Here is a 22,123-nt window from a genome sequence, read left to right on the forward strand (position 1 = left end):
AATTGGATATTTGGATACATGTGATCATTTCTACATAAATAAGAAACTTCCTTCTTCAATTGTATAAATTTTTATCTTATTCACTTATTTTTTTCAGTGTTACCCAAGCGTTTTCATCTGCAAAGGTTCGATTCCACGCCCCAATTCCTCCAAGCCTCAGCGATTTGGCAAGTTCTACTCTTGCCTTCAGAGATACCTGATCCTCTAGCCAAATCTTTTTGACCACGCCGTCTTCTATATACTCGACATAATTCTGGCCTTCGGCAGCTCTAAACTTGGGCTTCAACTTAAATTCGGCTATGATACCGGCTGCTGACTTCATACCAAGTGATTTGGAGGTGACCTTAATCTTCCCTTCTTTGGGAGTCTCGGACCACACGCGAGTATATAACGGAATACCTAAAATCACTTTTTGAGGCGGCACTTCATCTTCCTGAATAATTCGCTTAATTGACGCTTCCGTCCATGGTAGCGAGGCGACAGAACCAGCCTTTGGACTAGCAGCCCAATGCTCATCATATGCCATTACCATGAGGTAATCTGTGATGGTGCCCAATGATTTTCGATCCAAAAAAGCTGACCACATCTCACTTGGAGATTTAGGCGTAACATCAATGGACAGTATCAAATCATGTTCGCGAGCCATCGGTTTAAGTTCCCGCAAAAATTGGGTGACATTGGGGCCATCCTTCGTATGAACATTTTCAAAGTCAATATTAATACCATCCAGATCATTTTCTAGGGCAAGTGAAATCATCTGATCTACAATCGACTTTCGACGTTCAAAGGTAGACAATGCTTCTGTTGTTAATTCGGGATTAAAGCTGTTGCTCAACAAGCCCCAAACCTCTATCCCCTTGCGATGTGCCCAGCTGACATAGGCAGGATCTGCCTTGCTTTCTACAGTGCCCTCATGATCGACGACACTGAACCACGTAGGACTCACCACATTTACTCCAGGCATAGGATCAAACTTGGAAGGATCGGGCTTGCGATTATAGACGGCTTCCCAAGCGAGGTTTACTGGTCTACCCTCCCAATGTTTTTCCGAGATGGACAAATCGTCCTTAACCGAAGGGATCACAAGCTCTTCTCCTTCAGCGATATGGTCTGACTTAATGTATCCCGCATAGCCATTGTCTAATTGAACAAAATACCAATCTCCTTGTTTGGACCAAATACGTACCTTCGTCCGCTGAGATATATCTGTCAAAATGAAAGATAGGCTAGAGGCTTCTTTACGTAAGGCAATTCTAGCATCCTGTGGGCCATCCTTCTTTTCTACACTCCCCAGCCTGACCTTCTCTCCAGCTTTCATTAGGATGACAGCACCAGTTACAGGGTCTTCATGTATAGAAACGCCGTATACATCACGTACAGCCTCTATCGGGATATATACCTCTCCACTGATCACCTGAGGGGCTACGCTCAGCGCATATGTTTTACCATTCAGTTCCCCTTGTGCCTTCGAAACCTTCATATAGAGCAGGCTTTGTCTCGTCGCCATAATGACGGTTTGGCTATCATCCTCATAGCGAACCGTAGGATCAATTTTACTTTGCACCAATTTAAGCGGCATCAGCATGTTCTTGCCGGAGCTTTGAGCTTCATACCCAGTCAACTTGCCCTGCATAAAAATAGGACGGACACTGCCCTGCCAATCGGGTTTCTCGTGAAGGGGATTACCAAACCATACGACAGTAATTGCGCATATAATCGCTGCAAATAATAGCAGGCTTGCCGCTCCTTTGAATCGTGAACGTTTACGGCGGCGTCTGGAATGATTTCTGGCCAATATTGAACCTCCATTGTATGAACTTTGAATTCCCGTATTTTGTAACCAAAACAGATTATTTACAACAAAAATAAAGTGATTTAAACAAAAAAACGCGGTAAATCCCCGCTTATGGGGAATTCCTCACGTTTCCAATCCATTACAATATATACATACCGCACAAAAAACTTCTATTCCTTGTTTCGTTACGTTTGTTTGTTACTACAAGCTTTGCATACTCCGTGTAACTCCATACGATGTCCATGCACCTCGAAGCCCGTTTCCAACGCGGCATGGCGTTCCACATCAGCCAAATAGGGATAACTGAAATCTTCAATTTTTCCGCATTTTTCGCAAATGATGTGATAGTGCTCCGAAATATTAGCATCATAACGACTGGCGTTATCTCCATAGGTCAACTCATGTACCATACCCGCTTCTATAAACATCTTTAAGTTATTATAAACCGTAGCCACACTCATACTTGGAAACTTGGACTCAAGCGCTCGATATATTTCATCTGCAGTCGGATGCCCCATGGTTTCCATCAAATAGTTTAATATGGCATGACGCTGGGGTGTTATGCGTACACCTGTCTTCTTCAGAAGTTCCAAAGCATGCTGGACGCGTGCTGCCATATATGTCCACCGCCTTATCCCTTACTTACGATCCTATCAATTACCACGCATCTATTTACAACTTACTTCTAAACCTACTCACATTGTACGGTCTACTCAAGTTTCTTGTCAACGCGCCGTATTGTCGCCGGATGTTCCTATAGAGGTATCTGTCTCAGGAGCTCCGGGTTCAGCCGGGGAGCTTTCAGATGTATCGGGCGCAGTCGTACCCCCGGAATCATCCAAGTCGGGTAACGACGGCATCAGTAACTTTTTAATGGTTAAATTGCTGTTACCCTCAACGTTGATCGCATACTTACCTGTCCCGTTCTGGCCTGAAATACTTTTACTATCTATTTTAAATGGAAAATCGGATTGAAGATTACCATAACTGCTTGAACCCTCTAACTGAAAATCTCCATTCGACGGAAGATCCAATACGATATCACCGACAGCACTGTATATTTTCCAATCTCCGCCCACCTGCTCGCTATGCACTTTGATAGAGCCATTAAGCGAATTTGCATTCAGCTTGGCTGTAGAATTCAGCACATTCATGTCACCATTCTGAGTATCTACGGTGATGTCCCCTTCCGAACGAGCGAGCTGAATATCACCTACCATGGTGTGTAGTGTCACAGCTCCTTCAATATCTCCTGCCTGCATATCGCCACGGTTCGTGCGCACATCTACATCTCCAGAAATCCGATGCAATTTAACCTGACCGTTCAGCGTGCCTCCCTTGACATTGCCGATAGCGTCATTAACGGTGAGATTTCCATTACCGCTCTCGAGCCGAATGCTATCAATAGCATCAACTCCATTCAGGGTAATATTCCCATTGGAGGTTCTAATCTGCACATTGAACCGCCGGTCCTCCGGCACGGTGATCAGCATGTTCATACGGGGCTGACGTTTGCTTGATGCTCCGTATGACTGTACCTCCGGACGAATCTGGATGGTCTTGCCGTCGGTAGAAGTCAGTGAAGAAGCTTGAGCAATCTTGTCCGCTTCGGCAGCAGGCGCTTGATCCACCCATAGAGTCCCACGTACCTCTATATTGGACACAGGCCGTCTAATCAGTGTTACATCACCATTAACCGAATCAACTACTAAATCGGACGTCTGCATAGTTACAGGTACCAGTACACCACCCATATCATACCGATTCTCTTTAGCCTGGCTAAAATCCATAGAGGCTGACGTCAGATTGAGACTGACCCGGTTCCACAGATACATATAATGATTTTGCTGGGTCACGATAAAAACCGAGGCTGCCACTACCAAAGCGGACAGAATCCCCTTTAGGTCAGGTCTGAATCGCCTTCCGTTGTCAGACTTGCCTTCTTTCCGATAGTACACAGCAAAAAAAATCAGATATTCAAGTCCCCAAAGCACGAAGATTACGGGCCACCAAACGAGGAGCTGAAGCATATATTCAGTATTTTGAAACACATCTACAATAAGCAAAATGCCTACAGCCATCAACAGAAGCGAAGAGGTGTAGCGCCCGACTCTTATTTTACGGTGCACGCCAGCTTCACCCTCTTTCTTTCAACTTTTTACGCTTAAAGGTCAGAAAGGCTTCCCTTAGAAAAAGGAATAAACCGATCATCATTAATAAAATGGCCAACGTCAGGAATCCATAATCCTCAAAGAAATTGCTCAACCAGCGAGGTTTCATGCGAAACAAAATCATAAGCCCACCGCCTGCCACCATCAGCACAGCAAAAGCAAATCCTCTCTCCCATGCATAAAAAGGACTACTTTGCTGGCCTCTAGCGTCCATTCGTGCATAACGATCTGGCTTACGCCGATAACGAACCATGTAATCTGCTGACTGTAAGACATCATATACATTATAAAAATATAAAACGGGTATGAACAATCCAAGCAAAATAAGTAATGGAATGTTGATCCTCAAGCCGTCAGAGGAAACATACAGCATCGCAAAAATATCTAGTAGGAGCAATACAATAAAACTAAGCCCCCTAATAAACAGCCCTAAAAAAAGATGTCCCAGTCCAGGTAACAATGCGGCCATGATAATGGCAATCACTTTGCGAAATTTAGCGTATTTTAGACGCTTCCCCTGTCTGGGTTGTTCCCGCTGTTCCGGCACTGGTGGCTGTCCAGCCTCTCCAGACGGTAACGGTTGTTCCGAGTTCATGCCATCCTCCCCTTTGAATCCCATGCGTGGCTCCGCTGAAAAATACTTCGATGCTTACATAGTACCCCAATCGGATTTACGAGTAACTGTTAAAAAAAGGTATCCTATCACTCAACAGAGACTGCAGCTATATCTTCCCATTGTCGTAAATCAGCTGCAATACGTACGGGATTAAAATCATGGCGGGCCAGCACCTCTAGGGAAACCTCCATACTCTGCCGATCTGGATGTAATTCGTGAAATGGGACATTTTCATGTTCCTTAATCATTATTTTACGTATTTCCACTTTTTCTTGCTCTAAATAAGTCGAAATCTGCTCCAGCAATCCGTGAGAGGACAATCCGTACAATGTAATAAGATGACGCTTGCGTCCACGCATATACCGAAGTTCAACTTTGTTAAACACCCATAAATTTAAAAATACGAGTACTGTCGCCGCTATAGACGGGAAATAAAAACCTGCTCCGACCCCAAGGCCAATAGCAGCAACGACCCAAATGGAAGCCGCAGTCGTTAGTCCGGTAATGGATTTACCTGTGAACATAATCGTCCCTGCACCCAAAAAGCCTACGCCAGTGATTACAGCCGTAGCCAAACGAGCGGGATCTATGCGTACATTAGCTTCTTTAATAAAATCGGCAAAGCCGTAAATGGAGAGTAGCATAATCAGCGTCGAACCAAGACTGACCATAATATGAGTCCTCAAACCAGCTGCGTGATTGGAACGTTCGCGTTCAAAGCCAATGAATCCACCGAGAAGCATGGACAGTAACAGCCGTAAAATGATATGTGAATCGTCTATAATCCACGGATTATCCATTCAAGTCACTCCTCCCGGTTATGTCGTGCTTCCCACTCCGGGTGCGCAGTTTGTGGGCTTATGTGCATTTTTAATGCCAATTTAATGATATCTCAATGCTATTCCACCTTATGCAGATGGTAGGTGGTTAATTCCACGCCTGGGGCGACCTCGACCGCAGATACGGGGCGAAAGCCATGTTTTCGATATAATGTCACCGCAGGAGTATTTAAAGTTCCTGTAGAGACGATGAAAAGCGGTATATTATGATGTTTATTCAAAACATGCTTTATTAGAGAGTCCGCAATTCCTTTACGAAAATGATCTGGATGAACCATCATACGTGTAAGAGTAAGTGAATCGGGCGACTCAGACTGCACAGCCAGCGCCCCAATCAATTCACCGTCCTCCAGCCACCCATAAAAAGACTCTCCACAGCTTCTCAGCGTATCCAATGTATCCATCAGTGGAGGAATCTCATCAAACCCAATCAGCTCAGCTTCCAGCCTATAGGCAACGTGCTGTAGACGCCATATCTGACTGACGATATCATCATCTTCCAATGAACATAGGGTAACCATGCTGTTTTCCCTCCTAAGGAAACTTATAAAATGCCATCTGGATTTTAAAGCTTGTTCGCGCCAATCATTCTCAGCGTCTATGCAAAAGGGGCCTGTCCCTAAAAGACAAGCCCCCTGTCAAATCTATGCCATTAGCGGTTCAGCACTTCCGTCAGCAACTTATTGGCAAGGCCAGGGTTTGCCTTTCCCTTGCTCTCCTTCATCACTTGACCAACTAGGAAGCCGATGGCCTTTTGCTTGCCGGCTTTGTAATCTTCGACCGATTGCGGGTTAGCTGCTACAACTTGTTCGACAATTGTCAGGATTGCACCCTCATCACTGATCTGTACAAGCCCTTTTTCTTCAACAATTTGCTGTGGCAGTTTATCACTTTCCAGCATTTCCTTGAAGACCGTTTTAGCGATTTTGCTATTGATCGTTCCCTTCTCCAGCAGTCCGATCATTTCACCCAAGCCCCGACCGGTCAATTTAACCTGCGACAGCTCTACACCGGCACTGTTCAAATAACCGAGTAGATCCCCCATAATCCAGTTGGATACTGCTTTGGCATCCTTGGTGAATTGAAGGCTATCCTCGAACAAATCGGCCAATGGCTTGGAGGACGTAATCACCTGCGCATCATACTCAGGTAATCCATATTCCGAAGTGTAGCGTGCTTTACGCTGGTCAGGCAATTCAGGAATCGAAGCACGGATGCGTTCTTTCCATTCCTCATCTATATGCAGTGTAACCAGATCCGGGTCTGGGAAATAACGATAGTCATGAGCCTGTTCCTTACCACGCATGGACAAGGTTTTACCTTGTGCCTCATCCCAACGACGTGTCTCCTGTACAATCGTTCCGCCTTCGTCCAGCGTCTGCTCCTGCCGGAACTGCTCATATTCCAGTCCGCGCTGTACGCCACGGAAGGAGTTCATGTTTTTCAGTTCCGCTTTAGTTCCCAGCTCTTTTTGTCCATGCGGACGAAGACTGATATTCGCGTCGCAGCGAAGTGATCCTTCCTCCATCTTCACATCGGATACGTCACAATACTGCATAATGGCACGTATTTTTTCCAGATAGGCCTTGGCTTCTTCCGGCGAAGATATTTCCGGCTCCGAAACGATTTCAACCAATGGTGTGCCGACCCGGTTAAAATCGACCAAAGATGCGTAGCCACCATCAACATGTGTTAATTTCCCTGCGTCCTCTTCCAGATGCAGTCGAGTAATACCGATACGCTTTGTCTCACCATTCACTTCAATATCAATCCAGCCATTTTCGCCAATGGGTTGATCGTATTGTGAGATTTGGTAAGCCTTAGGTGAATCGGGGTAAAAATAGTTCTTGCGGTCAAACTTGCTCACATCAGCAATGGTGCAATTCAGCGCCATTGCTGCTTTCATCGCATAATCAACGGCCTGACGGTTCAATACCGGCAGCACCCCTGGATGACCAAGACAGACCGGACATGTATGAGAGTTGGGTGGTGCTCCGAAGGATGTCGAGCATCCACAGAATATTTTAGACTTCGTATGCAATTCCACGTGCACTTCAAGTCCGATGACCGTCTCATATTTGGATGTAGTTGTAGACATAAATAGGTTCCCTCCTTTTTAGCAAATTACAGCTGCGGACGCTGCTTGTGAAATTCGGTATTTTGTTCAAAAGCATGGGCTACGCGTAGCACGGAAGACTCGTCAAAGGCTTTTCCGATAATTTGTAGTCCGACTGGCATTCCATCCGCAAGACCACACGGAATGCTGATGGCTGGCACACCAGCCAAGCTCACCGGAATCGTCAAAATGTCGTTCAAATACATCGTCAATGGATCATCCACTTGTGAGCCGATTTTGAAAGCTGTTGTCGGCGCAGTAGGTCCAATAATTACATCATATTGTTCAAATACACGATCAAAATCCTGTTTAATCAGTGTGCGCACTTTTTGAGCTTTCAAATAATAAGCATCGTAGTACCCGGAGCTGAGTGCATAGGTACCCAACATAATCCTACGCTTCACCTCGGGACCAAAACCCTGCGTACGGGACTGATGGTATAGATCAAGCAGGTTGTCCGGATTGTCAGAACGCACACCATAGCGCACGCCGTCAAAACGGGCCAGATTGGATGACGCTTCGGATGAAGCCAGCAGATAATATGTAGCTACCGCATATTCTGTATGAGGGAGAGACACTTCTTCCCATACAGCACCCAGTCCTTCCAGCGTTTTCAGTGCATCCAGTACCTTTTCCTTGACCTGAGGATCGACGCCCTCACCAAGATACTCTTTAGGCACAGCGATACGAAGTCCTTTTACATCCCCGGTTAAAGCGTTCAAATAATCAGGAATGTCTACCTTTGCAGAAGTGGAGTCCTTCTGGTCATAGCCTGCAATGGCTTGCAGGACATAGGCCGAATCCTGAACATTTTTAGTAATAGGTCCAATTTGGTCTAAAGAGGAGGCAAAAGCCACCAGTCCAAAACGGGATACTAGACCATAGGTTGGTTTCAGGCCAACTACACCGCAGTAAGAAGCGGGCTGGCGAATGGAACCACCTGTATCCGAACCGAGCGTGAAATAAGCCTCACCCGCTGCAACAGCCGCAGCCGAACCGCCACTGGAACCGCCGGGAACACGTTCTAAATCCCAAGGGTTACGTGCAGGGAAAAAGCTGGAGTTCTCGTTAGAGCCGCCCATGGCGAATTCGTCCATGTTCATTTTACCGAGTGTCACGGTTTGCGCTGCGCGCAACTTGCTAACAACTGTGGCATCGTAAACAGGATCAAAATTTTTCAAAAACTGACTGCCACATGTTGTACGCAGCCCTTCTGTCACAATATTATCCTTAATACCAACCGGCAGACCAAACAATAATCCTCTTTCCTCTCCGGAAATCAGCTGATCATCCAGCTGACGTGCGGATGCACGGGCCTGTTCCTCGTCAATGGTAATATAAGCTCTGATCTTGTCTTCCCGCGCACCAATCGTCTCCAGAGCGTGTCCCACCAGATCACTCACGGAAATTTCCTTTTGATGCAGCTTGTTATGTATCTCGGGCAATGTGTTATTGAACAAGCTCAATTTGCATCCTCCTTTCAAATATGAGATCTATTCCAGAACAGCAGGAACCTTAAACTGTCCGTCTTCTTCTTCAGGTGCATTGCGCATCACTTGCTCATGTGTCAAACTTTCACGAACTTCGTCGTCTCGCATGACATTGCTGACGTGCAGCACATGAGTGGTCGGTTTTACCTGCTCCGTATCCAGCTCATTCAGCTTCTCCGCATAATGGAGAATGGCGTTTAATTGTCCTGTCATCGTTTCTTCCTCAGCCGCGGTCAGATTCAACCTGGACAGCTTGGCTACGTGACGGACATCTTCCGTGGAAATGTTCATACAAAACCCTCCTCATGTATATGAGGATTTTGCAAAAAATCCAATAAGCAACTTCCAATGAGCAAGGTATAGATCAAAATGGTTTAATTCGTCTATATATTGCACTTCGGAGCGACTGGAATCGAAATTTGCAAAATCCTGATATTAAAAAATGCTGCACCGAACTTTGAAATAACGTTTTTAATTATAGGATAGAACCCTTTACAATTCAATCTTTGACGCGGTACAGAAGCAAACTGTACATCAATGAGGTAAATGTTACTAAAAGAATATAAAAAAAGCACCTCTCGGTGCTCTTGCGAGAAAACTATAGGAGCTGAGATTGTGCTCATTATATATTTTTAAAAAGAGTCGGCAGTAGCCGACTCCTATATCCAAGCACGCAAATTGACTTGTCTGATAAAATCAGCCTGTGACAACAACTCTGCCGCGGTTTCTTCTTCTTCAGTCTCTACCGAATCAAGACCACCGTTCATTATATGCTTGAACAGTTGCTCATTATGAGTAGCAAGGGCGTAATCTATCAGCGCTTCACGCTCAATCCGCTCGGCTTCCAGCTTGAGAATACTCTCTTCCAGCTCGATGTCCCCGGATGGTACAAAAAAATTGCGGTTCACCTTCGGTACGCGAATGACATAGTCAAAAGCATTATCCGCATTACGGTCGTAAGCAATGATATAACCATGTTCGCCCACAGGAAGATTCTGCTCAAAAGCATCCGCGACGATCATAATTCTAGCTCCTAAATGATGCATCGTTAGCCCCCCCCGTTTGTCTGAACTTATCTGCTAAGTCTACTAAAAAAAAAGTAGCTTGTCTATATCATCTATGTATCTTCATAATCGACCGTCTCCACGTCCCAACCTGTGTTCATTCAGCCTCACATGCCAGTTTTGTGAAGGGATTCCGCCCCGTCGTTTCACCTTTTTCCAAGTTATGATCTTCGGCTCGGAACCTACCACAGAATCTTCAATATCTATTATATTGGGAACACGGAAACTACCTCCAATCTCACGTTGTACCCCATATATATGTTTTCTTTTCATTCTTGCTCCCCCTTGTGATCTGACGGCCTCATGCCTCTTTATCCTCTTAATGGGCAAAAAAAAGAACGCAAACCGGGATTCATCCACAGCTTGCGTGCTTCGCGAGTTTAGTATGTAACTTTAATAAATTTATGTTAACAAAAATAAAAACCTTTGTCTATACATAATTTATAATTTGTTGTCGAAATGGGGCAAAACCTGTCACACCTTTGATTTTGCCCCTACTGAAAACGTTCATCACATTTACCTGATATACGGATTATTAGCTTTCTCATAACCGATGGACGTTTTGGGACCGTGACCGGAATAGACTGTAACGTCATCTCCGAGCGGAAACAATTTGTTCTGAATAGAATCGTATAAATCCCGTTCCCGGCCACCCGTCAGATCCGTGCGTCCGACGCCCTGACGAAATAGCACATCCCCGGAAAAAAGATCTTTGCCGCACAAAAAGCTGACACTTCCGGGTGAATGGCCCGGTGTATGGAAAACCCGGAACGTGTGCCCGATCAGGTTCAATTGCTGACCTTCTGCCAAATCATATTCGGCAGGTTCCGTCGAGATCGGAGAGGATGCCTCTGGCCACATCAAGGAACCATTCAGCTTAGGAGATGTGAGCCAGTCTTGCTCCAAGGCGTGCAGATAAACCGGGCAGCCTTTGGTATTGCGAATCTCCTCTACTCCACCGATATGGTCAAAATGGGCATGAGTCAGCAGGATAGCTTCAATGGTCAGTGGCTCAATAGCTCTGAGCAAAAGACCCGGATTCATCCCCGGATCAATAATAACGGCGCGCTGCGGATCATCCCCTTGAAGCAAATAAGCATTGGTTTGGAGAGGACCGAGATTAAAGCTGCGAATAGATAACGTCATAAGTTAAAATCCCGAGATCAGCTCGCGTAATTCCTGAACAATCACAGGATGGACCTCGGTTCCCTCCCCATATTTTTCAGCCATTTCTTTACGAGCAACTGCGATTTTTTCTTGATAATCATCGGCTTCCCGATCTGGATTTTCACGTTTGAATTCGATCATAATTTGTTGGACATGTGCAGGGCGTGGTCCCCAGTGGCCAAGTACGTGACCTCCTGTATCCGCAAAAATCACAATCGGTACAGCACGTCCGCCCATTGTCAGGAAGTCATCCATCAGCGCCTGATGGTTTTCCAAGATTAATACTTCGGTCGGAATCCCGCTATTCTCCAGCGCACGGAACACAACTGGCACATTGCGTACCACATCTCCACACCAGTCGGCAGCCAAAATAAGCACACGCAGATCATCCCGATGGTTCAGGCTTTCAAAATACTCTCGCTCCTCTTCGCGATTCCACACAAACTGATCGTACCCAGAGCGGAAGGCTTCTATGTTCTTTTCCATGCCCTCCATAAACTGTTCAGGGCTTAAGCCCTTTCCGAAGTATTGCGATACATTAGTACGGCTCATGTTATACACTTCCTTTTTTGTTTTTGGACAAAATCCATTTGATAACAAAATAAATGATCAAGAGCGCAAGGGCAACCAGCAAAATCGGTTTGATGTAAGGTGCTGCCACTTCGTCAATTTGCTCCCACTTGTCTCCTAGCAGCATACCTAAATATATAAACAAAACTGACCAAGGTATAATCGCTAGCGTCGTCAAAATAATAAAGCGCCATACGTTCATTCGAGCCAACCCGGCAGGGATTGAGATCGCGTGACGCACAACAGGGATAAAGCGAGCTGTGAAAATGACCCCTGTGCCGTATTTGTTAAACCAGGCTTCAGCATGGTCGACATGACTTTTTTTGATGAGTATGTATTTCCCATACTTATCTAATACCGGTCTGCCGCCATAGCGCCCAATCCAGTAAATAAACAACTGGGCCAGAACCCCGCCAATCGTTCCAAAAACGACTGCACCAAAAAAATTAATATGACCCGAGGATACTAAAAAGCCACCGTAAGCGAGAACAATTTCGCTTGGAATGACCTCAACCATCAAGCCTAGCATAATACCAAAATACTCAAGACTACGAATGATCTCAAACAAATAATTAATGATACTAGATATATAGTCCATTTTTATTCCCACTCCCTGCCTGTTTCTCTATTTTCATTAGTGTATCACAGCGGCAGAACAAGTCGCCACTTCGCTCAAATAGGGAGGTCAGTGACCCCAGCTCCTCTGTCCGCATAAGTTGTGAGAGAGAGGAGGGGGTACAATATGCCTCCCGGCAAATTCCCCAAACATGACAATTCACAATCCCGTTTACCCACGGCTCGTGGTATCCGCCGCGCATGTACCAAAGAGCTGTACCGAACCTGCAAACGTCTGCCTGTTCACATTGCTCCTGATCTGGTCAAGCAGGGCGAGGAGCTATACTGCCGCAAGGTCGTCGGACACCTCATCTGGATTGCGGAAAACCATAGCAATCGCAAACTGCTGTGCGACTGGTGGGACGAAGATGTTAGCGAGGAACTCGCGGCATTGTGGAAGGTGGATCGCGATGTCTTGTGCACCGCTTTTAGAAGTGCCTATGGCGGATAGATGTTTTGCGTACTACAACCGTGAACTGTGAACTACAAAAAAGTGGAGCCACCCCGCAGTGGCTCCACTTTTACTATATTCCTAGCTGTGTGTCTGCTTTTTCCCCGCTCCTTCGGGAAGCAAATCCGCACAAGCGCGTTCCAAATAAGGATCAGCATGAATAAAATCCCGAAATGCTGTGTATTCATGCCACAGAACGGATTGTTCTCCCGCCTGCCCTTTAACGGCACGAATCAGAATGTTTTTAGGTGTATGCTCCATGTCGATAAATTCCAACAGCTGTGTCCGATATCCCATCATATCCAGCAGTTTGGCCCGGATTCCATCCGTTGCCAGTGCAGAAAAACGCTCCTTTAAAATACCATGGGAAAGCAACGGCTCCAATACCGGATTTTCCAGTTGGCTGAACAACTCATGTTGGCAACACGGAACTGACAAAATGACGGAAGCTCCCCAGCGGACGGCCTTTTCCAGCGCCGCATCCGTTGCCGTATCACAAGCGTGCAAGGTAACAACCATATCCACCTGTTCCAGTTCGTTATAGTCTGCGATATCACCGACCAGAAACTCCAACTGTCGATATTGCAGCTTTTGAGCCAGAACATTACAGGTTTCAATGACATCTGCCTTCAAGTCCAAACCAACGATCTGCAATGGTCGCTTTTGCTGTACAGCCAAATAGTGATACAGCGCAAAGGTCAAATACGATTTGCCACAGCCAAAATCCACAATCGTCAATGGGCGGCCTACCGGAAGGCTAGGCAATACATCCTGCACCATTTCGAGAAACCGGTTAATCTGACGAAACTTATCGTACTTGCGGGCCAGTACCTTGCCGTCCTCATTCATAATCCCCAGCTCAATCAGGAAAGGAATTCGCTCTCCTTCCTCAAGCACATATTGCTTTTTGCGATTATGAGACAGGTCGGCTTTACTTTTGCTCGGTGACTTTGTCAGAATGGATACTTTATATTTTTTACTGATTAGCACCTGGTAGTCTGCATCCTTGGCACATAGAAGTCCTTGGCGGAACGTGTCCTCAAACAAGGCAGCCATTCGCTCATTAGCTTCGTCAGGGGTCAGATTTTCATGAATGACTTTGTTGCTGTAATGAAAAGCAAACTGGTAATGCAGCTTGTTTTTCAATTCCACTGGTTTGATTTGTACTTTAGTAAAAGAAGCATCCTCCCGTTTGCGAAGCTGACTCAGCGTCGCTGTGATGAGGGATCCTCCCGTAGTCAATTGGTATATAAGTTCGCGCAGTGAATCCAAAAGGTACATCTCACTTTCTTTCATGTAATTGGGTGATCTCGGTCAAACCCTCGGTGACTTCCTGGCGTGAAATTCCACCCAGCTCCAGCTCTGCATTGGTCTTATCCAGTAAGTGACTGTAAAACGCCTCCGCTTCGGATAGAAGCTCTGGCTGCTCCCATGCCAATCCAAACCAGACATCGGCTGCTTCGTCCAGCCTGTTTTCTCGCTCGTAATGAACAGCCAACAGTTTGCTGGTTTCAGGGGGAAGCTCATATTCACGCACCAGTTTCACGATACACGCTATTCGTTCAGGCAGGACCTGCAGATCACGAGTCGCGCCATTCGTATCGCTGTACAAATATAAATGAAGAGATTTCATCAAGATTCGTATGCCCTCGTCTGTTCTGCTGGTTTCCAGGTAAATCACGGCTTCTTCTTCCAAAATGCGAGCCACCTGCTGGAGCTTGTCCGCTTCAATTCCAGGGCCCAATCGGAAAAGCTCAATAATTTGTTCCGGCGGCAATCGTCTGAGCAGATCTGAACGAAGACGAAACTGCTTGTTGAGCAGGTCATCTAGCTGCTTTAGCGCTTCGACATGTTTATTTTCACGCCTTAGACCGAGCACCGATGCTACTGCGGATGTCAATTCTTCCATCATACTGAGCAAATAATCTTTTCTAAGCAAGCCGTTCCCTTCCTTTCATCCCGATGCCTAGACAACCAGAAACTCTGTCTTCTGATTGTATGACATCCTTGTCTAAAAGCCAAATGCCCTACCATGCAGAAATACCACTTATAACCTTCACCCTCAGTTAATAACATCAATGATCAGGAAGTCAGAATGCTCACGTATGGCAGTGAATTCCTACGGTACAGCACTTTGTAGCTGATCATGTGACTAGCGAATGACGTTTTTTTTTAAAATCAATATTGCTTCTTCGTTAGTGTTGTGATATTTTTGTTTCATACGAAACAAAAATATAATCAGTATATTTAAACATTCCATAAAATTATTTATAATAATTATTTTCTTTAGAAACAAAATTTATATGAATATTTTTGTGAGAAAGGATGATGGAGTTTGGGTAAACAATTTAGCTCGATATTACCGGAACATCAAGAGTTTATACAGCGGCAGCACATTTTCTTTGTAGGATCAGCACCGCTATCCAAGACAGGGCACGTTAACCTTTCCCCCAAGGGATATGATTCCTTTCGTATTCTATCGGACCAAAGGGTAGCCTATCTCGACTTGGCGGGAAGCGGCAACGAGACAAGCGCTCACATTATCGAGAACGGACGGGTAACAATCATGTTTTGTGCATTTGAGGGCGCTCCCAGTGTACTAAAGCTCTATGGTACTGGTACCGTCGCGCTGCCCGATACTAAGCAATGGAATGAACTGTACCCTCTCTTCAACCCGCTTCCCGGTGCAAGACAAATCATTGTTGTGGACGTTCACATGGTGCAGAATTCATGTGGTTTTGCGGTTCCCTTTATGACATACACGAGCGAACGGGAAAAGCTGAAGGAAGTCTCGATTCAGATGGGAGAAGAAGCACTTAAAAAATATGCCTATGAGAAAAATCTGGAGAGTATTGACGGTTTGCCGACAGCGTTTGCCTTTAACAAAAGCAATATAAATTAGACACCTTACACACCTAAAAATAATTGACTACCCAAAAACCGGAACCTTCTGTTTATCACATCAGAAGGTTCCGGTTTTTGGGCTTACCTTAGTCTACCTTTTCAAGTTTTGCTCTAAAAATGTCAATATGGTGTTCGCTAATAACTCCGGTGCCTCGAACAGGCTCATGTGACCTGCTTCCGGTAGGGTAACCTGAGTTACTCCGGCCCGATCTGTTGTAAACGTCCGCGCTGGAGGAACCGCCTGATCCTGCTCACCCGCTACTAAAAGGGCTGGCAATGCAGAAGCCGACAATACATCCCGACGATCAGTACGCTCACGCATAGCCAGTGATGCTCCTACGGCTCCTTGTGGTGGTGTTTTGTAGCCAATTTCTTTAACTTTCAGTAATTGGCTGGACATCGACTCCACATGATCAGGAGCAAACAGTCCCGGTACGAGTCCATCTACAAAGGTCGTAATCCCCTCCGTTTGGATGATGGATACAGCCTTATTCCGCTTTTCTTTACCTTCGTCCGTATCTGCATAAGCTGTGGAATGAATCAGTCCAAAGGCTGTAAGGCGCTCTGCATGTCTCTGCACTGCCGAAAGGGTAAGATAGCCTCCTAGGGAGTGACCAAACCAGGCAGCCTGAGGAATGTCCAATTGTTCTTGAAGTTTAAGCACATCATCTGCCATTTGATCAATAGTATAGGCTCCTAGTGGAGCATCGCTGCGTCCGTGTCCACGCAAGTCTGGAACAATACAACGATAGCTTGGGGATAGCAAGGGAACAACCTCATCCCAGTAGGAAGAGCTTCCGCAAAATCCGTGCAATAGAATGATCGGATCTCCTTTTCCCTGTTCGGCATAGCAGATCGTCGTTCCTTCGCATAATACCTTTTCCATGTGGAACCCTTCCTTCTCTGTATATAATCTATTGGATCTGAATATATTAGTGAGTAGAACATGCTGATGTATATTATTAAGCAGACGATCAATATCTGAAACGGTAACCCTCTGGAAAATCTTGCGAAGCTGTTTTTAGACCAAATTCACAAGCCGCCGCATTAGCAATGTGTGCAGCCATTGTCATCACCAAGTGAAGCGATGTCATTTGGAGTGTCCAATAGGGTTTGGGACTGCGCTCATTCACAATCGCTGCAATACTATAATGACCCACAGACGGCAGAGACAGTCCCACCGATCGCGCAGGAGTTAGCGGTTCACGCGCAATAAGAAACATTCCCGTTGAGCCGTGCTGTCCAAGACAAGCATCTATGGCGATCACATGATGGTCTTGGGGAATGTGCTCCAAGTATGAAACCAGATGATCCGCATCACAGGGCTCCGTCATTGTGCCAATCACGTGCGGAATGCCTTGCTCCTTGAGCATGGTGCCTACCAGTGGCCCAAGTGAATCACCCGACGAACGATCAGTACCGATGCAAACAAAAGTCAACTTATCTATAGTATGCTGATGATGAATTTCTCGGAAAAACGGCGCAAGTCCATCTCGATCTGTTTTCTTTACATTATGTTCTAAGGACGAGCGACCGGGTGCGGAAGCTCGATTATACAAAGACAACTTTGTCCATCCTCCTTCATTCAGTTGTATATCGGTAATCTGGCTTTCAGTACATTCTACAACAAAAACATGATACAATACAGGCAACTTCCCCTGTTATGAAAGGATGGAAAATTAACGATGGATTTGTCTGTACCGTCTCATGCCAACATTGAGTATATGATTGAGGGTATTAAAACCAAGCTCCGTATGGCGAGTGGTGCTGCTATGCAGGCTTCCGCTTTCTCGCTGGAGCAATACGAGGACATTCATGATGTCTATGATATGGTGATAAGTAAGCCTAACCTGAGCATTTCAGAGGTTGAAGCTATTGTTTCTGAACTGGGCAGATTACGCAAATCCTCCTGAATCAGCTTATAGGAAGACAGCTTAGCTGTATTACAACTATCATCAGGAGCAACAGCCTTCATGATAGTGGCCCTGTCGCCGTAAATAAAGCTCGTATCTCCGGTCGTCTCAACAGACGCGCACCGGGATACGAGCTTTATTTTTTTGATTGCATATGCGCATTTTCATACACTTCTTCACTCACTCAGGATGCTTCAAGGCAAATCCGCTAACACCAATTCAGATATATCCTCATTACCTGTAGCTCGTATCTTTAATGTACAGCTTTTTTGAATTCGCGCGGCATCACCAGGCCCTAACTGAAAATCCCCATCCTGGCATGTGACTTCTACATGACCGCTAACTACATAAATGTGGGTGCGGCGCTCTTCTTGCTGCGGATATTCAAGCTGCTGCCCTTTTTCCAATCTGCTCAGATACAGATTTATATCCTGTGCGATCGATAACGCTCCCTCCACTTCTGAACCAGACACAACAGGCTGAAGCCGATTTAGACGTTCACTGTGCTTGAATCTTTGCACCTGATAAGAAGGCTGAATACCAGGGCTCTCGGGTAAAAACCACATTTGCAAAAAGCGAACCGGTCTTTCATCCCCAGTATTTCGCTCTTCATGTTCAATTCCGGTGCCTGCACTCAGAACCTGGATCGAGCCGCTTTTCAAATCCTGCTCATGGCCTAAGCTGTCGCTATGATGCAATTGGCCTTCAATTATATAGGTGACGATTTCCAAATCGTGATGCGGATGTCTTTTGAAGCCTTGCTGCGGTTCAAGCTCGTTATCATTATGGGCTAGCATACAGCCAAAATGGGCATTGCTCGGATCTTCATAATCGGCAAACGAAAAGCTAAACTCACTATGAATCCATCCTTTATTTGAGGTATGTCTTTCTGCCGATGTCACTATTTTAATCATCCTTAACACCTCCATGGATTACAGTTCCGTAAAGCAGCCTTGCTTCGTGATGACTATTCCACTTTCGGCCCTGGCATTACAAACACTGTGATACGATCCCTTTACCCCGGGCTTAAATGCCTCAATCAGCCTGTCGTCTCCGTCGAGTTTTGCTCTTAAGTTCATTATTAGTTAAGTTAATAGTACGAAAAATTAAATCTATTACAGCCATAAGGAGGAGATTTATTACATATGCTATCCCATGAACCCCAACCATCCCGGTTCCTACCAAGCTATTTGCGTCGTAGTCTGTATGCATCTATTATCATGATCGCTGTGTTGCTTCTCATTGCCTACTCTGTGCAATGGATTGGCACAGCTCCTTTTCTATATTGGGATGAACGTATACAAAATGTCGTTTTTCCAGGCACAGCAGCTGCTCATGACCAACTGCTAGCCGTCGCTATATTCATTACATCTTTCGGTTCATTCCGCATATCGTTACTCATCGCACTCGGTGCTGCCACCTTGTGCTGGGTCTATCTTCGTTCAAAAGCTTATTCCTTTGCGATCCTAAGTAGCTTTACGGCGATGTGGGTGCTGAATACGCTCATTAAAGAAATTTTGCAGCGGGAACGCCCGCCACTTCAACATTTGGTTGAAGCGGGAGGCTACAGTTTTCCCAGCGGTCATGCGATGATTTCCATGGGATTTTACGGCATGATATTTGCCATCTGGGCTATAGAACGAAAGATTCGTGAGCGTTCGTTCTTCCTTCCGTGCGTTCTTGGCGCACTGCTCATTCTATTGATTGGACTAAGCCGTATATATTTAGGAGTTCACTTTCCTACCGACATTGTGGGTGGTTATATTGCAGGCACCATTTGGCTGGCGTTTACCGTTCCTATGATCTACTGGCGAGCGCGCATGCAGCTTTCTTCCACTCCCCGCCCGTAAATGTCCGAGACGGCTTTTTGTTTCACTCCGGGCCACGACGTTTATATACGAAGTAAGCAAGGCACAGCAATATCAAAGCTCAGCATTCATCAAAAGCGTTATCGTTTATGAACTTAGGATAAGGGAGGCGATCCTTGTGTGGGGAATTGTACTAAGTATTGTAATGGCTATTATTATCGGATTGATTGGCGATGCACTAGCTGGACATGAAATGCCTGGCGGCATTGCGGGCTCTATGATTGCTGGATTTGTAGGAGCTTGGCTAGGTGTCATGCTATTGGGAGACTGGGGCCCGGTCATCGGAGATTTTGCAGTCATTCCAGCCATACTTGGAACCGCATTGTTCGTGTTTTTGCTCGGACTTGTGTCCAGGCTATTAAGAAGGGCTACCTAACATTTATATATATTTTTTTATTCTATAAAAGGAGTGATATCACATGAGTAACATTGACAATCAGAATATGACAGGTACTTCAGGTTTTGCAAAAGGTTTATTTATTGGAGGTTTGATTGGTGCTGCGGCAGCCCTGCTGTTCGCACCGAAGCCGGGTCGAGATTTACGTAGTGATCTGTCCGAAAAAATGACAGTTGTCTCCGATAAAACAAAGGATGTGGCATCTGTAGTCAGCAGCAAAGCGACAGATTTGGCCAAAACCGTGTCCACTAAAACAGCAGATATAGCCAAAACGGTATCCGAAAGTAAAGATAACATCGTATCCAGCGTAACCAAGGCTTCTGCAGATGTCGCTAATGAAGCGGCCAAAGCGGATAAAGAAGTTATGGATGCCACGGCTCAGGCGGCCAAGGACACGCAAAAACAATTGAGTGCAAATTCCTAATAAGAACACATTTCGATTACAAACAAATTAAGCCCTAAACACTGAACAGCCAGCATGCAAGAAGCTGGCTGTTTTTAAATGATAGAAAGGCTGGGATGACCATGAACAAGCCAAATTCCTATGGAGATGATCTTACCACGAACAACAAAAGAACCTTTCATCCCCTACAGACACCGGATCAGCCAGATGAGGTTTCATCCAAGCAAGCTTCTACTACTCATCATCATGTTAAAAAGCATGATCACGAGAGAGACTTTGATGTAAATGAGCATCCTTTTGAGCTGCGTCATGAGGTCAAGCGACTTAACAAACGTTTAGATCAAATAGCAGATACGCTCGAAAGAGCAGAATTCAAAGATATTCTGGAGAACTACTCCAGCACTAAAAGGAGAATTATGAGCAATCTCACCGCAGGCATTGCACGTGGTCTCGGTCTTACGCTGGGTACAGTGGTCATACTCGCCTTGCTCGCTTGGTTGCTCAGTTTCCTGGTACAATTAAATCTTCCGGTCATCGGAGATTTCATCGCCGAATTATTAGGATATATCAAAATGAGCCAAGGTACTAAGTAATTGTCCTACCTCATTTAAAAACGATCCATCGTAACCGGTAATAGACTCCTCAAAGAGCCTCCAGTTACGATGGATCGTTTTTTATTTGTAAATTGTAACAGCTGTAAGCAGCCGCTACAATTTGTTGCGCTTGTTAGTTTTCAATAAATCTCCTGTCCACCCCTTCATCATTAGCCAGCCGTACATTCCCGCCATACTTAGCAATGTGGCAATAATCACGGTGGTAAAACCCCAACCTGTTTTAATCCAAGGCAGATTTTCAAAGTTCATACCCCATATAGCACCCACTACGGTTGCTGGAGTAAATACGGCGGTTACAATGGTGAGCGTCTTCGTAATCTCATTCCCCCTAAATGCGGAAATGGCGTCGTCAATGGAGATCAGTGTGTCGATTTCCTTTTCATAATGCAGAAAAAGTCCTTCCATCCGAGTAACACGGTAAAGTAATTGCTTAAAAAAGCGATTCTCCTCCAGTTTATCCAGATATGCCTCCCGCGAAGCCGTTACCAGCTCTGAAAAAGGAATGAACATATTGCTCCAATACAACAGCTCGAAACGTGCGTTCAATATAGAATCCATCAGGGTACGGGCATTCCTTTTCTCCATGTCCTCTTCAAGTCTTCTTAGGTTGATCTCGAACTTGTCCATACCTGTATGGAAATAATGAAGCACGGCTCTCGCCAATACAAACATGCCGTCAGCTGCGTCTTCACACTGTTCCAGCATTTTTTGGCGTTCCGCGGTGTGCATAATTTCACGGGTATTTTGATCCAGATTTAATGTCACTAACTTCTGATTCAGAACCAGAAAATAAAACTTGTTGCAATCGCGTTGACTGTCGATCTCTTCTTGAACGGAATAGATCAGCGACCCGCACATTAAGGGCTGATTGCCATCTGGAAAGCGCACAGATATAAAGCTGGATGGAATGTCCTCCACCTTGTCCAGCCATTCTGCAGCTTCTGGGAGCTTCTCCTTTAAGTGCTGTATGACCGAATCTTGCCAATTCTCAGCACTGATGTCCCACCATTCCCATCCTCCACGAAAGGAAGAAATCTGTTCAAATGCTGTCATGGATTCCAACCTTCCTCCCAACCTTTTTTGCTTTATAAAAAGGACACGCTTCCCATATCGGAATAACGTGTCCTTAC

The 22,123-nt window shown here is 45.5% G+C and carries 27 protein-coding genes; 7 read left to right on the forward strand and 20 right to left on the reverse strand.

The genetic code is table 11. From position 1 onward, the window contains the following. Window positions 1–76: 76 nt before the first annotated feature. The 14 genes from T3H97_RS21500 to T3H97_RS21565 all read right to left on the reverse strand — a co-directional run bounded on the left by T3H97_RS21500 (window position 77) and on the right by T3H97_RS21565 (window position 12,426). Window positions 77–1,795 carry a glycosyl hydrolase family 18 protein gene (locus T3H97_RS21500; protein ID WP_328800823.1) on the reverse strand — a complete coding sequence of 573 codons (1,719 nt, stop codon included), beginning with the start codon at window positions 1,793–1,795 and terminating at the stop codon, window positions 77–79. A gap of 185 nt (window positions 1,796–1,980) precedes the next feature. Next, the gene (locus tag T3H97_RS21505) at window positions 1,981–2,412 is read right to left on the reverse strand and encodes a Fur family transcriptional regulator (protein WP_013311903.1); all 432 of its coding nucleotides are present in this window, start codon (window positions 2,410–2,412) and stop codon (window positions 1,981–1,983) included. 108 nt (window positions 2,413–2,520) lie between these two features. Further along, on the reverse strand, window positions 2,521–3,924 hold the full coding sequence (locus tag T3H97_RS21510) for a DUF4097 family beta strand repeat-containing protein (protein ID WP_328800824.1): 1,404 nt from the start codon (window positions 3,922–3,924) through the stop codon (window positions 2,521–2,523). 7 nt (window positions 3,925–3,931) lie between these two features. Then, window positions 3,932–4,585, reverse strand: a complete 654-nt coding sequence (locus tag T3H97_RS21515; protein WP_328800825.1) for a hypothetical protein — start codon at window positions 4,583–4,585, stop codon at window positions 3,932–3,934. An 83-nt stretch (window positions 4,586–4,668) separates the two neighbouring features. Further along, complete coding sequence (locus T3H97_RS21520; protein WP_025721774.1) at window positions 4,669–5,382, reverse strand: MgtC/SapB family protein; 714 nt, start codon at window positions 5,380–5,382, stop codon at window positions 4,669–4,671. Window positions 5,383–5,480: 98 nt separating this feature from the next. Continuing rightward, window positions 5,481–5,942 (reverse strand): GNAT family N-acetyltransferase, encoded by a 462-nt coding sequence (locus T3H97_RS21525; protein WP_328800826.1) that lies wholly within the window; start codon window positions 5,940–5,942, stop codon window positions 5,481–5,483. Between the two features lie 131 nt (window positions 5,943–6,073). Further along, window positions 6,074–7,519 (reverse strand): Asp-tRNA(Asn)/Glu-tRNA(Gln) amidotransferase subunit GatB, encoded by a 1,446-nt coding sequence (gatB, locus tag T3H97_RS21530; RefSeq protein ID WP_013311908.1) that lies wholly within the window; start codon window positions 7,517–7,519, stop codon window positions 6,074–6,076. A gap of 26 nt (window positions 7,520–7,545) precedes the next feature. Continuing rightward, window positions 7,546–9,003, reverse strand: a complete 1,458-nt coding sequence (gatA, locus tag T3H97_RS21535; protein ID WP_328800827.1) for an Asp-tRNA(Asn)/Glu-tRNA(Gln) amidotransferase subunit GatA — start codon at window positions 9,001–9,003, stop codon at window positions 7,546–7,548. Window positions 9,004–9,030: 27 nt separating this feature from the next. Further along, entirely contained in the window at window positions 9,031–9,318 is a 288-nt protein-coding gene (gatC, locus tag T3H97_RS21540; protein WP_013311910.1) for an Asp-tRNA(Asn)/Glu-tRNA(Gln) amidotransferase subunit GatC, read from the reverse strand. A 368-nt stretch (window positions 9,319–9,686) separates the two neighbouring features. Next, complete coding sequence (locus T3H97_RS21545) at window positions 9,687–10,073, reverse strand: ATPase (RefSeq protein ID WP_328800828.1); 387 nt, start codon at window positions 10,071–10,073, stop codon at window positions 9,687–9,689. 81 nt (window positions 10,074–10,154) lie between these two features. Beyond that, complete coding sequence (locus T3H97_RS21550) at window positions 10,155–10,364, reverse strand: hypothetical protein (RefSeq protein ID WP_061831453.1); 210 nt, start codon at window positions 10,362–10,364, stop codon at window positions 10,155–10,157. A 243-nt stretch (window positions 10,365–10,607) separates the two neighbouring features. Then, the gene (locus tag T3H97_RS21555) at window positions 10,608–11,237 is read right to left on the reverse strand and encodes an MBL fold metallo-hydrolase (RefSeq protein ID WP_328800829.1); all 630 of its coding nucleotides are present in this window, start codon (window positions 11,235–11,237) and stop codon (window positions 10,608–10,610) included. Window positions 11,238–11,240: 3 nt separating this feature from the next. Then, complete coding sequence (locus T3H97_RS21560; protein WP_328800830.1) at window positions 11,241–11,810, reverse strand: thioredoxin family protein; 570 nt, start codon at window positions 11,808–11,810, stop codon at window positions 11,241–11,243. A gap of 1 nt (window position 11,811) precedes the next feature. Beyond that, window positions 11,812–12,426 (reverse strand): undecaprenyl phosphate transporter UptA, encoded by a 615-nt coding sequence (locus tag T3H97_RS21565; RefSeq protein ID WP_328800831.1) that lies wholly within the window; start codon window positions 12,424–12,426, stop codon window positions 11,812–11,814. Between the two features lie 144 nt (window positions 12,427–12,570). On the opposite strand from T3H97_RS21565, the gene T3H97_RS21570 reads away from it, so the two are divergent. After that, window positions 12,571–12,894 carry a hypothetical protein gene (locus T3H97_RS21570; protein ID WP_013311916.1) on the forward strand — a complete coding sequence of 108 codons (324 nt, stop codon included), beginning with the start codon at window positions 12,571–12,573 and terminating at the stop codon, window positions 12,892–12,894. Window positions 12,895–12,975: 81 nt separating this feature from the next. Here the strand turns inward: T3H97_RS21570 and T3H97_RS21575 are convergent, their stop codons facing one another. Next, window positions 12,976–14,190, reverse strand: coding sequence for a class I SAM-dependent methyltransferase (locus T3H97_RS21575; protein WP_328800832.1), 1,215 nt, complete (start codon window positions 14,188–14,190; stop codon window positions 12,976–12,978). Next, a complete protein-coding gene (locus T3H97_RS21580; RefSeq protein WP_061831456.1) occupies window positions 14,177–14,833 on the reverse strand; it encodes a DUF6483 family protein in 657 nt (218 codons plus the stop codon). The genes T3H97_RS21575 and T3H97_RS21580 overlap by 14 nt, the downstream gene beginning before the upstream one ends. Window positions 14,834–15,229: 396 nt before the next feature. Between T3H97_RS21580 and T3H97_RS21585 the strand changes: the two genes are divergently transcribed. Next, the gene (locus tag T3H97_RS21585) at window positions 15,230–15,796 is read left to right on the forward strand and encodes a pyridoxamine 5'-phosphate oxidase family protein (RefSeq protein ID WP_061831457.1); all 567 of its coding nucleotides are present in this window, start codon (window positions 15,230–15,232) and stop codon (window positions 15,794–15,796) included. A 93-nt stretch (window positions 15,797–15,889) separates the two neighbouring features. Here T3H97_RS21585 and T3H97_RS21590 read toward each other — a convergent pair whose 3' ends face one another. Together T3H97_RS21590 and yyaC are read right to left on the reverse strand one after the other, a co-directional pair. Beyond that, window positions 15,890–16,684: an alpha/beta fold hydrolase gene (locus tag T3H97_RS21590; protein ID WP_134903135.1), complete on the reverse strand. Its 795-nt coding sequence runs from the start codon at window positions 16,682–16,684 to the stop codon at window positions 15,890–15,892. Between the two features lie 88 nt (window positions 16,685–16,772). Further along, entirely contained in the window at window positions 16,773–17,363 is a 591-nt protein-coding gene (yyaC, locus tag T3H97_RS21595) for a spore protease YyaC (protein ID WP_272639093.1), read from the reverse strand. A gap of 120 nt (window positions 17,364–17,483) precedes the next feature. Here yyaC and T3H97_RS21600 point away from each other — a divergent pair, with 120 nt between their 5' ends. After that, entirely contained in the window at window positions 17,484–17,711 is a 228-nt protein-coding gene (locus T3H97_RS21600) for a DUF1128 domain-containing protein (RefSeq protein ID WP_013373034.1), read from the forward strand. A 194-nt stretch (window positions 17,712–17,905) separates the two neighbouring features. Here T3H97_RS21600 and T3H97_RS21605 read toward each other — a convergent pair whose 3' ends face one another. Beyond that, complete coding sequence (locus tag T3H97_RS21605) at window positions 17,906–18,625, reverse strand: pirin family protein (RefSeq protein WP_328800833.1); 720 nt, start codon at window positions 18,623–18,625, stop codon at window positions 17,906–17,908. Between the two features lie 231 nt (window positions 18,626–18,856). On the opposite strand from T3H97_RS21605, the gene T3H97_RS21610 reads away from it, so the two are divergent. The 4 genes from T3H97_RS21610 to T3H97_RS21625 all read left to right on the forward strand — a co-directional run bounded on the left by T3H97_RS21610 (window position 18,857) and on the right by T3H97_RS21625 (window position 20,972). After that, entirely contained in the window at window positions 18,857–19,561 is a 705-nt protein-coding gene (locus tag T3H97_RS21610; protein ID WP_328800834.1) for a phosphatase PAP2 family protein, read from the forward strand. 136 nt (window positions 19,562–19,697) lie between these two features. Further along, window positions 19,698–19,955, forward strand: coding sequence for a GlsB/YeaQ/YmgE family stress response membrane protein (locus T3H97_RS21615; RefSeq protein ID WP_013311925.1), 258 nt, complete (start codon window positions 19,698–19,700; stop codon window positions 19,953–19,955). A gap of 43 nt (window positions 19,956–19,998) precedes the next feature. After that, window positions 19,999–20,400 (forward strand): YtxH domain-containing protein, encoded by a 402-nt coding sequence (locus T3H97_RS21620; protein WP_328800835.1) that lies wholly within the window; start codon window positions 19,999–20,001, stop codon window positions 20,398–20,400. 95 nt (window positions 20,401–20,495) lie between these two features. Beyond that, window positions 20,496–20,972: a DUF5665 domain-containing protein gene (locus T3H97_RS21625; RefSeq protein WP_328800836.1), complete on the forward strand. Its 477-nt coding sequence runs from the start codon at window positions 20,496–20,498 to the stop codon at window positions 20,970–20,972. A gap of 114 nt (window positions 20,973–21,086) precedes the next feature. On the opposite strand, the gene T3H97_RS21630 is transcribed toward T3H97_RS21625, so the two are convergent. Further along, on the reverse strand, window positions 21,087–22,046 hold the full coding sequence (locus tag T3H97_RS21630; protein ID WP_328800837.1) for a magnesium transporter CorA family protein: 960 nt from the start codon (window positions 22,044–22,046) through the stop codon (window positions 21,087–21,089). Window positions 22,047–22,123: the final 77 nt, after the last annotated feature.

It is taken from the genome of Paenibacillus sp. LX16 (assembly GCF_036252815.1).
Classification (GTDB): Bacteria; Bacillota; Bacilli; order Paenibacillales; family Paenibacillaceae; genus Paenibacillus; species Paenibacillus polymyxa_B.

What these genes read in the sequence shown, in the direction of transcription:
- T3H97_RS21525 (WP_328800826.1), bottom strand. Translation starts at nt 5,942, where the DNA reads ATGGTTACCCTATGTTCATTGGAAGATGATGATATCGTCAGTCAGATA.
- T3H97_RS21625 (WP_328800836.1), top strand. Translation starts at nt 20,496, where the DNA reads ATGACCATGAACAAGCCAAATTCCTATGGAGATGATCTTACCACGAAC.
- T3H97_RS21565 (WP_328800831.1), bottom strand. Translation starts at nt 12,426, where the DNA reads ATGGACTATATATCTAGTATCATTAATTATTTGTTTGAGATCATTCGT.
- T3H97_RS21505 (WP_013311903.1), bottom strand. Translation starts at nt 2,412, where the DNA reads ATGGCAGCACGCGTCCAGCATGCTTTGGAACTTCTGAAGAAGACAGGT.
- T3H97_RS21590 (WP_134903135.1), bottom strand. Translation starts at nt 16,684, where the DNA reads ATGGAAAAGGTATTATGCGAAGGAACGACGATCTGCTATGCCGAACAG.
- T3H97_RS21575 (WP_328800832.1), bottom strand. Translation starts at nt 14,190, where the DNA reads ATGAAAGAAAGTGAGATGTACCTTTTGGATTCACTGCGCGAACTTATA.
- gatB (WP_013311908.1), bottom strand. Translation starts at nt 7,519, where the DNA reads ATGTCTACAACTACATCCAAATATGAGACGGTCATCGGACTTGAAGTG.
- T3H97_RS21600 (WP_013373034.1), top strand. Translation starts at nt 17,484, where the DNA reads ATGGATTTGTCTGTACCGTCTCATGCCAACATTGAGTATATGATTGAG.
- T3H97_RS21550 (WP_061831453.1), bottom strand. Translation starts at nt 10,364, where the DNA reads ATGAAAAGAAAACATATATATGGGGTACAACGTGAGATTGGAGGTAGT.
- gatC (WP_013311910.1), bottom strand. Translation starts at nt 9,318, where the DNA reads ATGAACATTTCCACGGAAGATGTCCGTCACGTAGCCAAGCTGTCCAGG.
- T3H97_RS21570 (WP_013311916.1), top strand. Translation starts at nt 12,571, where the DNA reads ATGCCTCCCGGCAAATTCCCCAAACATGACAATTCACAATCCCGTTTA.
- T3H97_RS21610 (WP_328800834.1), top strand. Translation starts at nt 18,857, where the DNA reads ATGCTATCCCATGAACCCCAACCATCCCGGTTCCTACCAAGCTATTTG.
- T3H97_RS21515 (WP_328800825.1), bottom strand. Translation starts at nt 4,585, where the DNA reads ATGGGATTCAAAGGGGAGGATGGCATGAACTCGGAACAACCGTTACCG.
- T3H97_RS21605 (WP_328800833.1), bottom strand. Translation starts at nt 18,625, where the DNA reads ATGATTAAAATAGTGACATCGGCAGAAAGACATACCTCAAATAAAGGA.
- T3H97_RS21630 (WP_328800837.1), bottom strand. Translation starts at nt 22,046, where the DNA reads ATGACAGCATTTGAACAGATTTCTTCCTTTCGTGGAGGATGGGAATGG.
- T3H97_RS21620 (WP_328800835.1), top strand. Translation starts at nt 19,999, where the DNA reads ATGAGTAACATTGACAATCAGAATATGACAGGTACTTCAGGTTTTGCA.
- T3H97_RS21545 (WP_328800828.1), bottom strand. Translation starts at nt 10,073, where the DNA reads ATGCATCATTTAGGAGCTAGAATTATGATCGTCGCGGATGCTTTTGAG.
- T3H97_RS21560 (WP_328800830.1), bottom strand. Translation starts at nt 11,810, where the DNA reads ATGAGCCGTACTAATGTATCGCAATACTTCGGAAAGGGCTTAAGCCCT.
- T3H97_RS21555 (WP_328800829.1), bottom strand. Translation starts at nt 11,237, where the DNA reads ATGACGTTATCTATTCGCAGCTTTAATCTCGGTCCTCTCCAAACCAAT.
- T3H97_RS21520 (WP_025721774.1), bottom strand. Translation starts at nt 5,382, where the DNA reads ATGGATAATCCGTGGATTATAGACGATTCACATATCATTTTACGGCTG.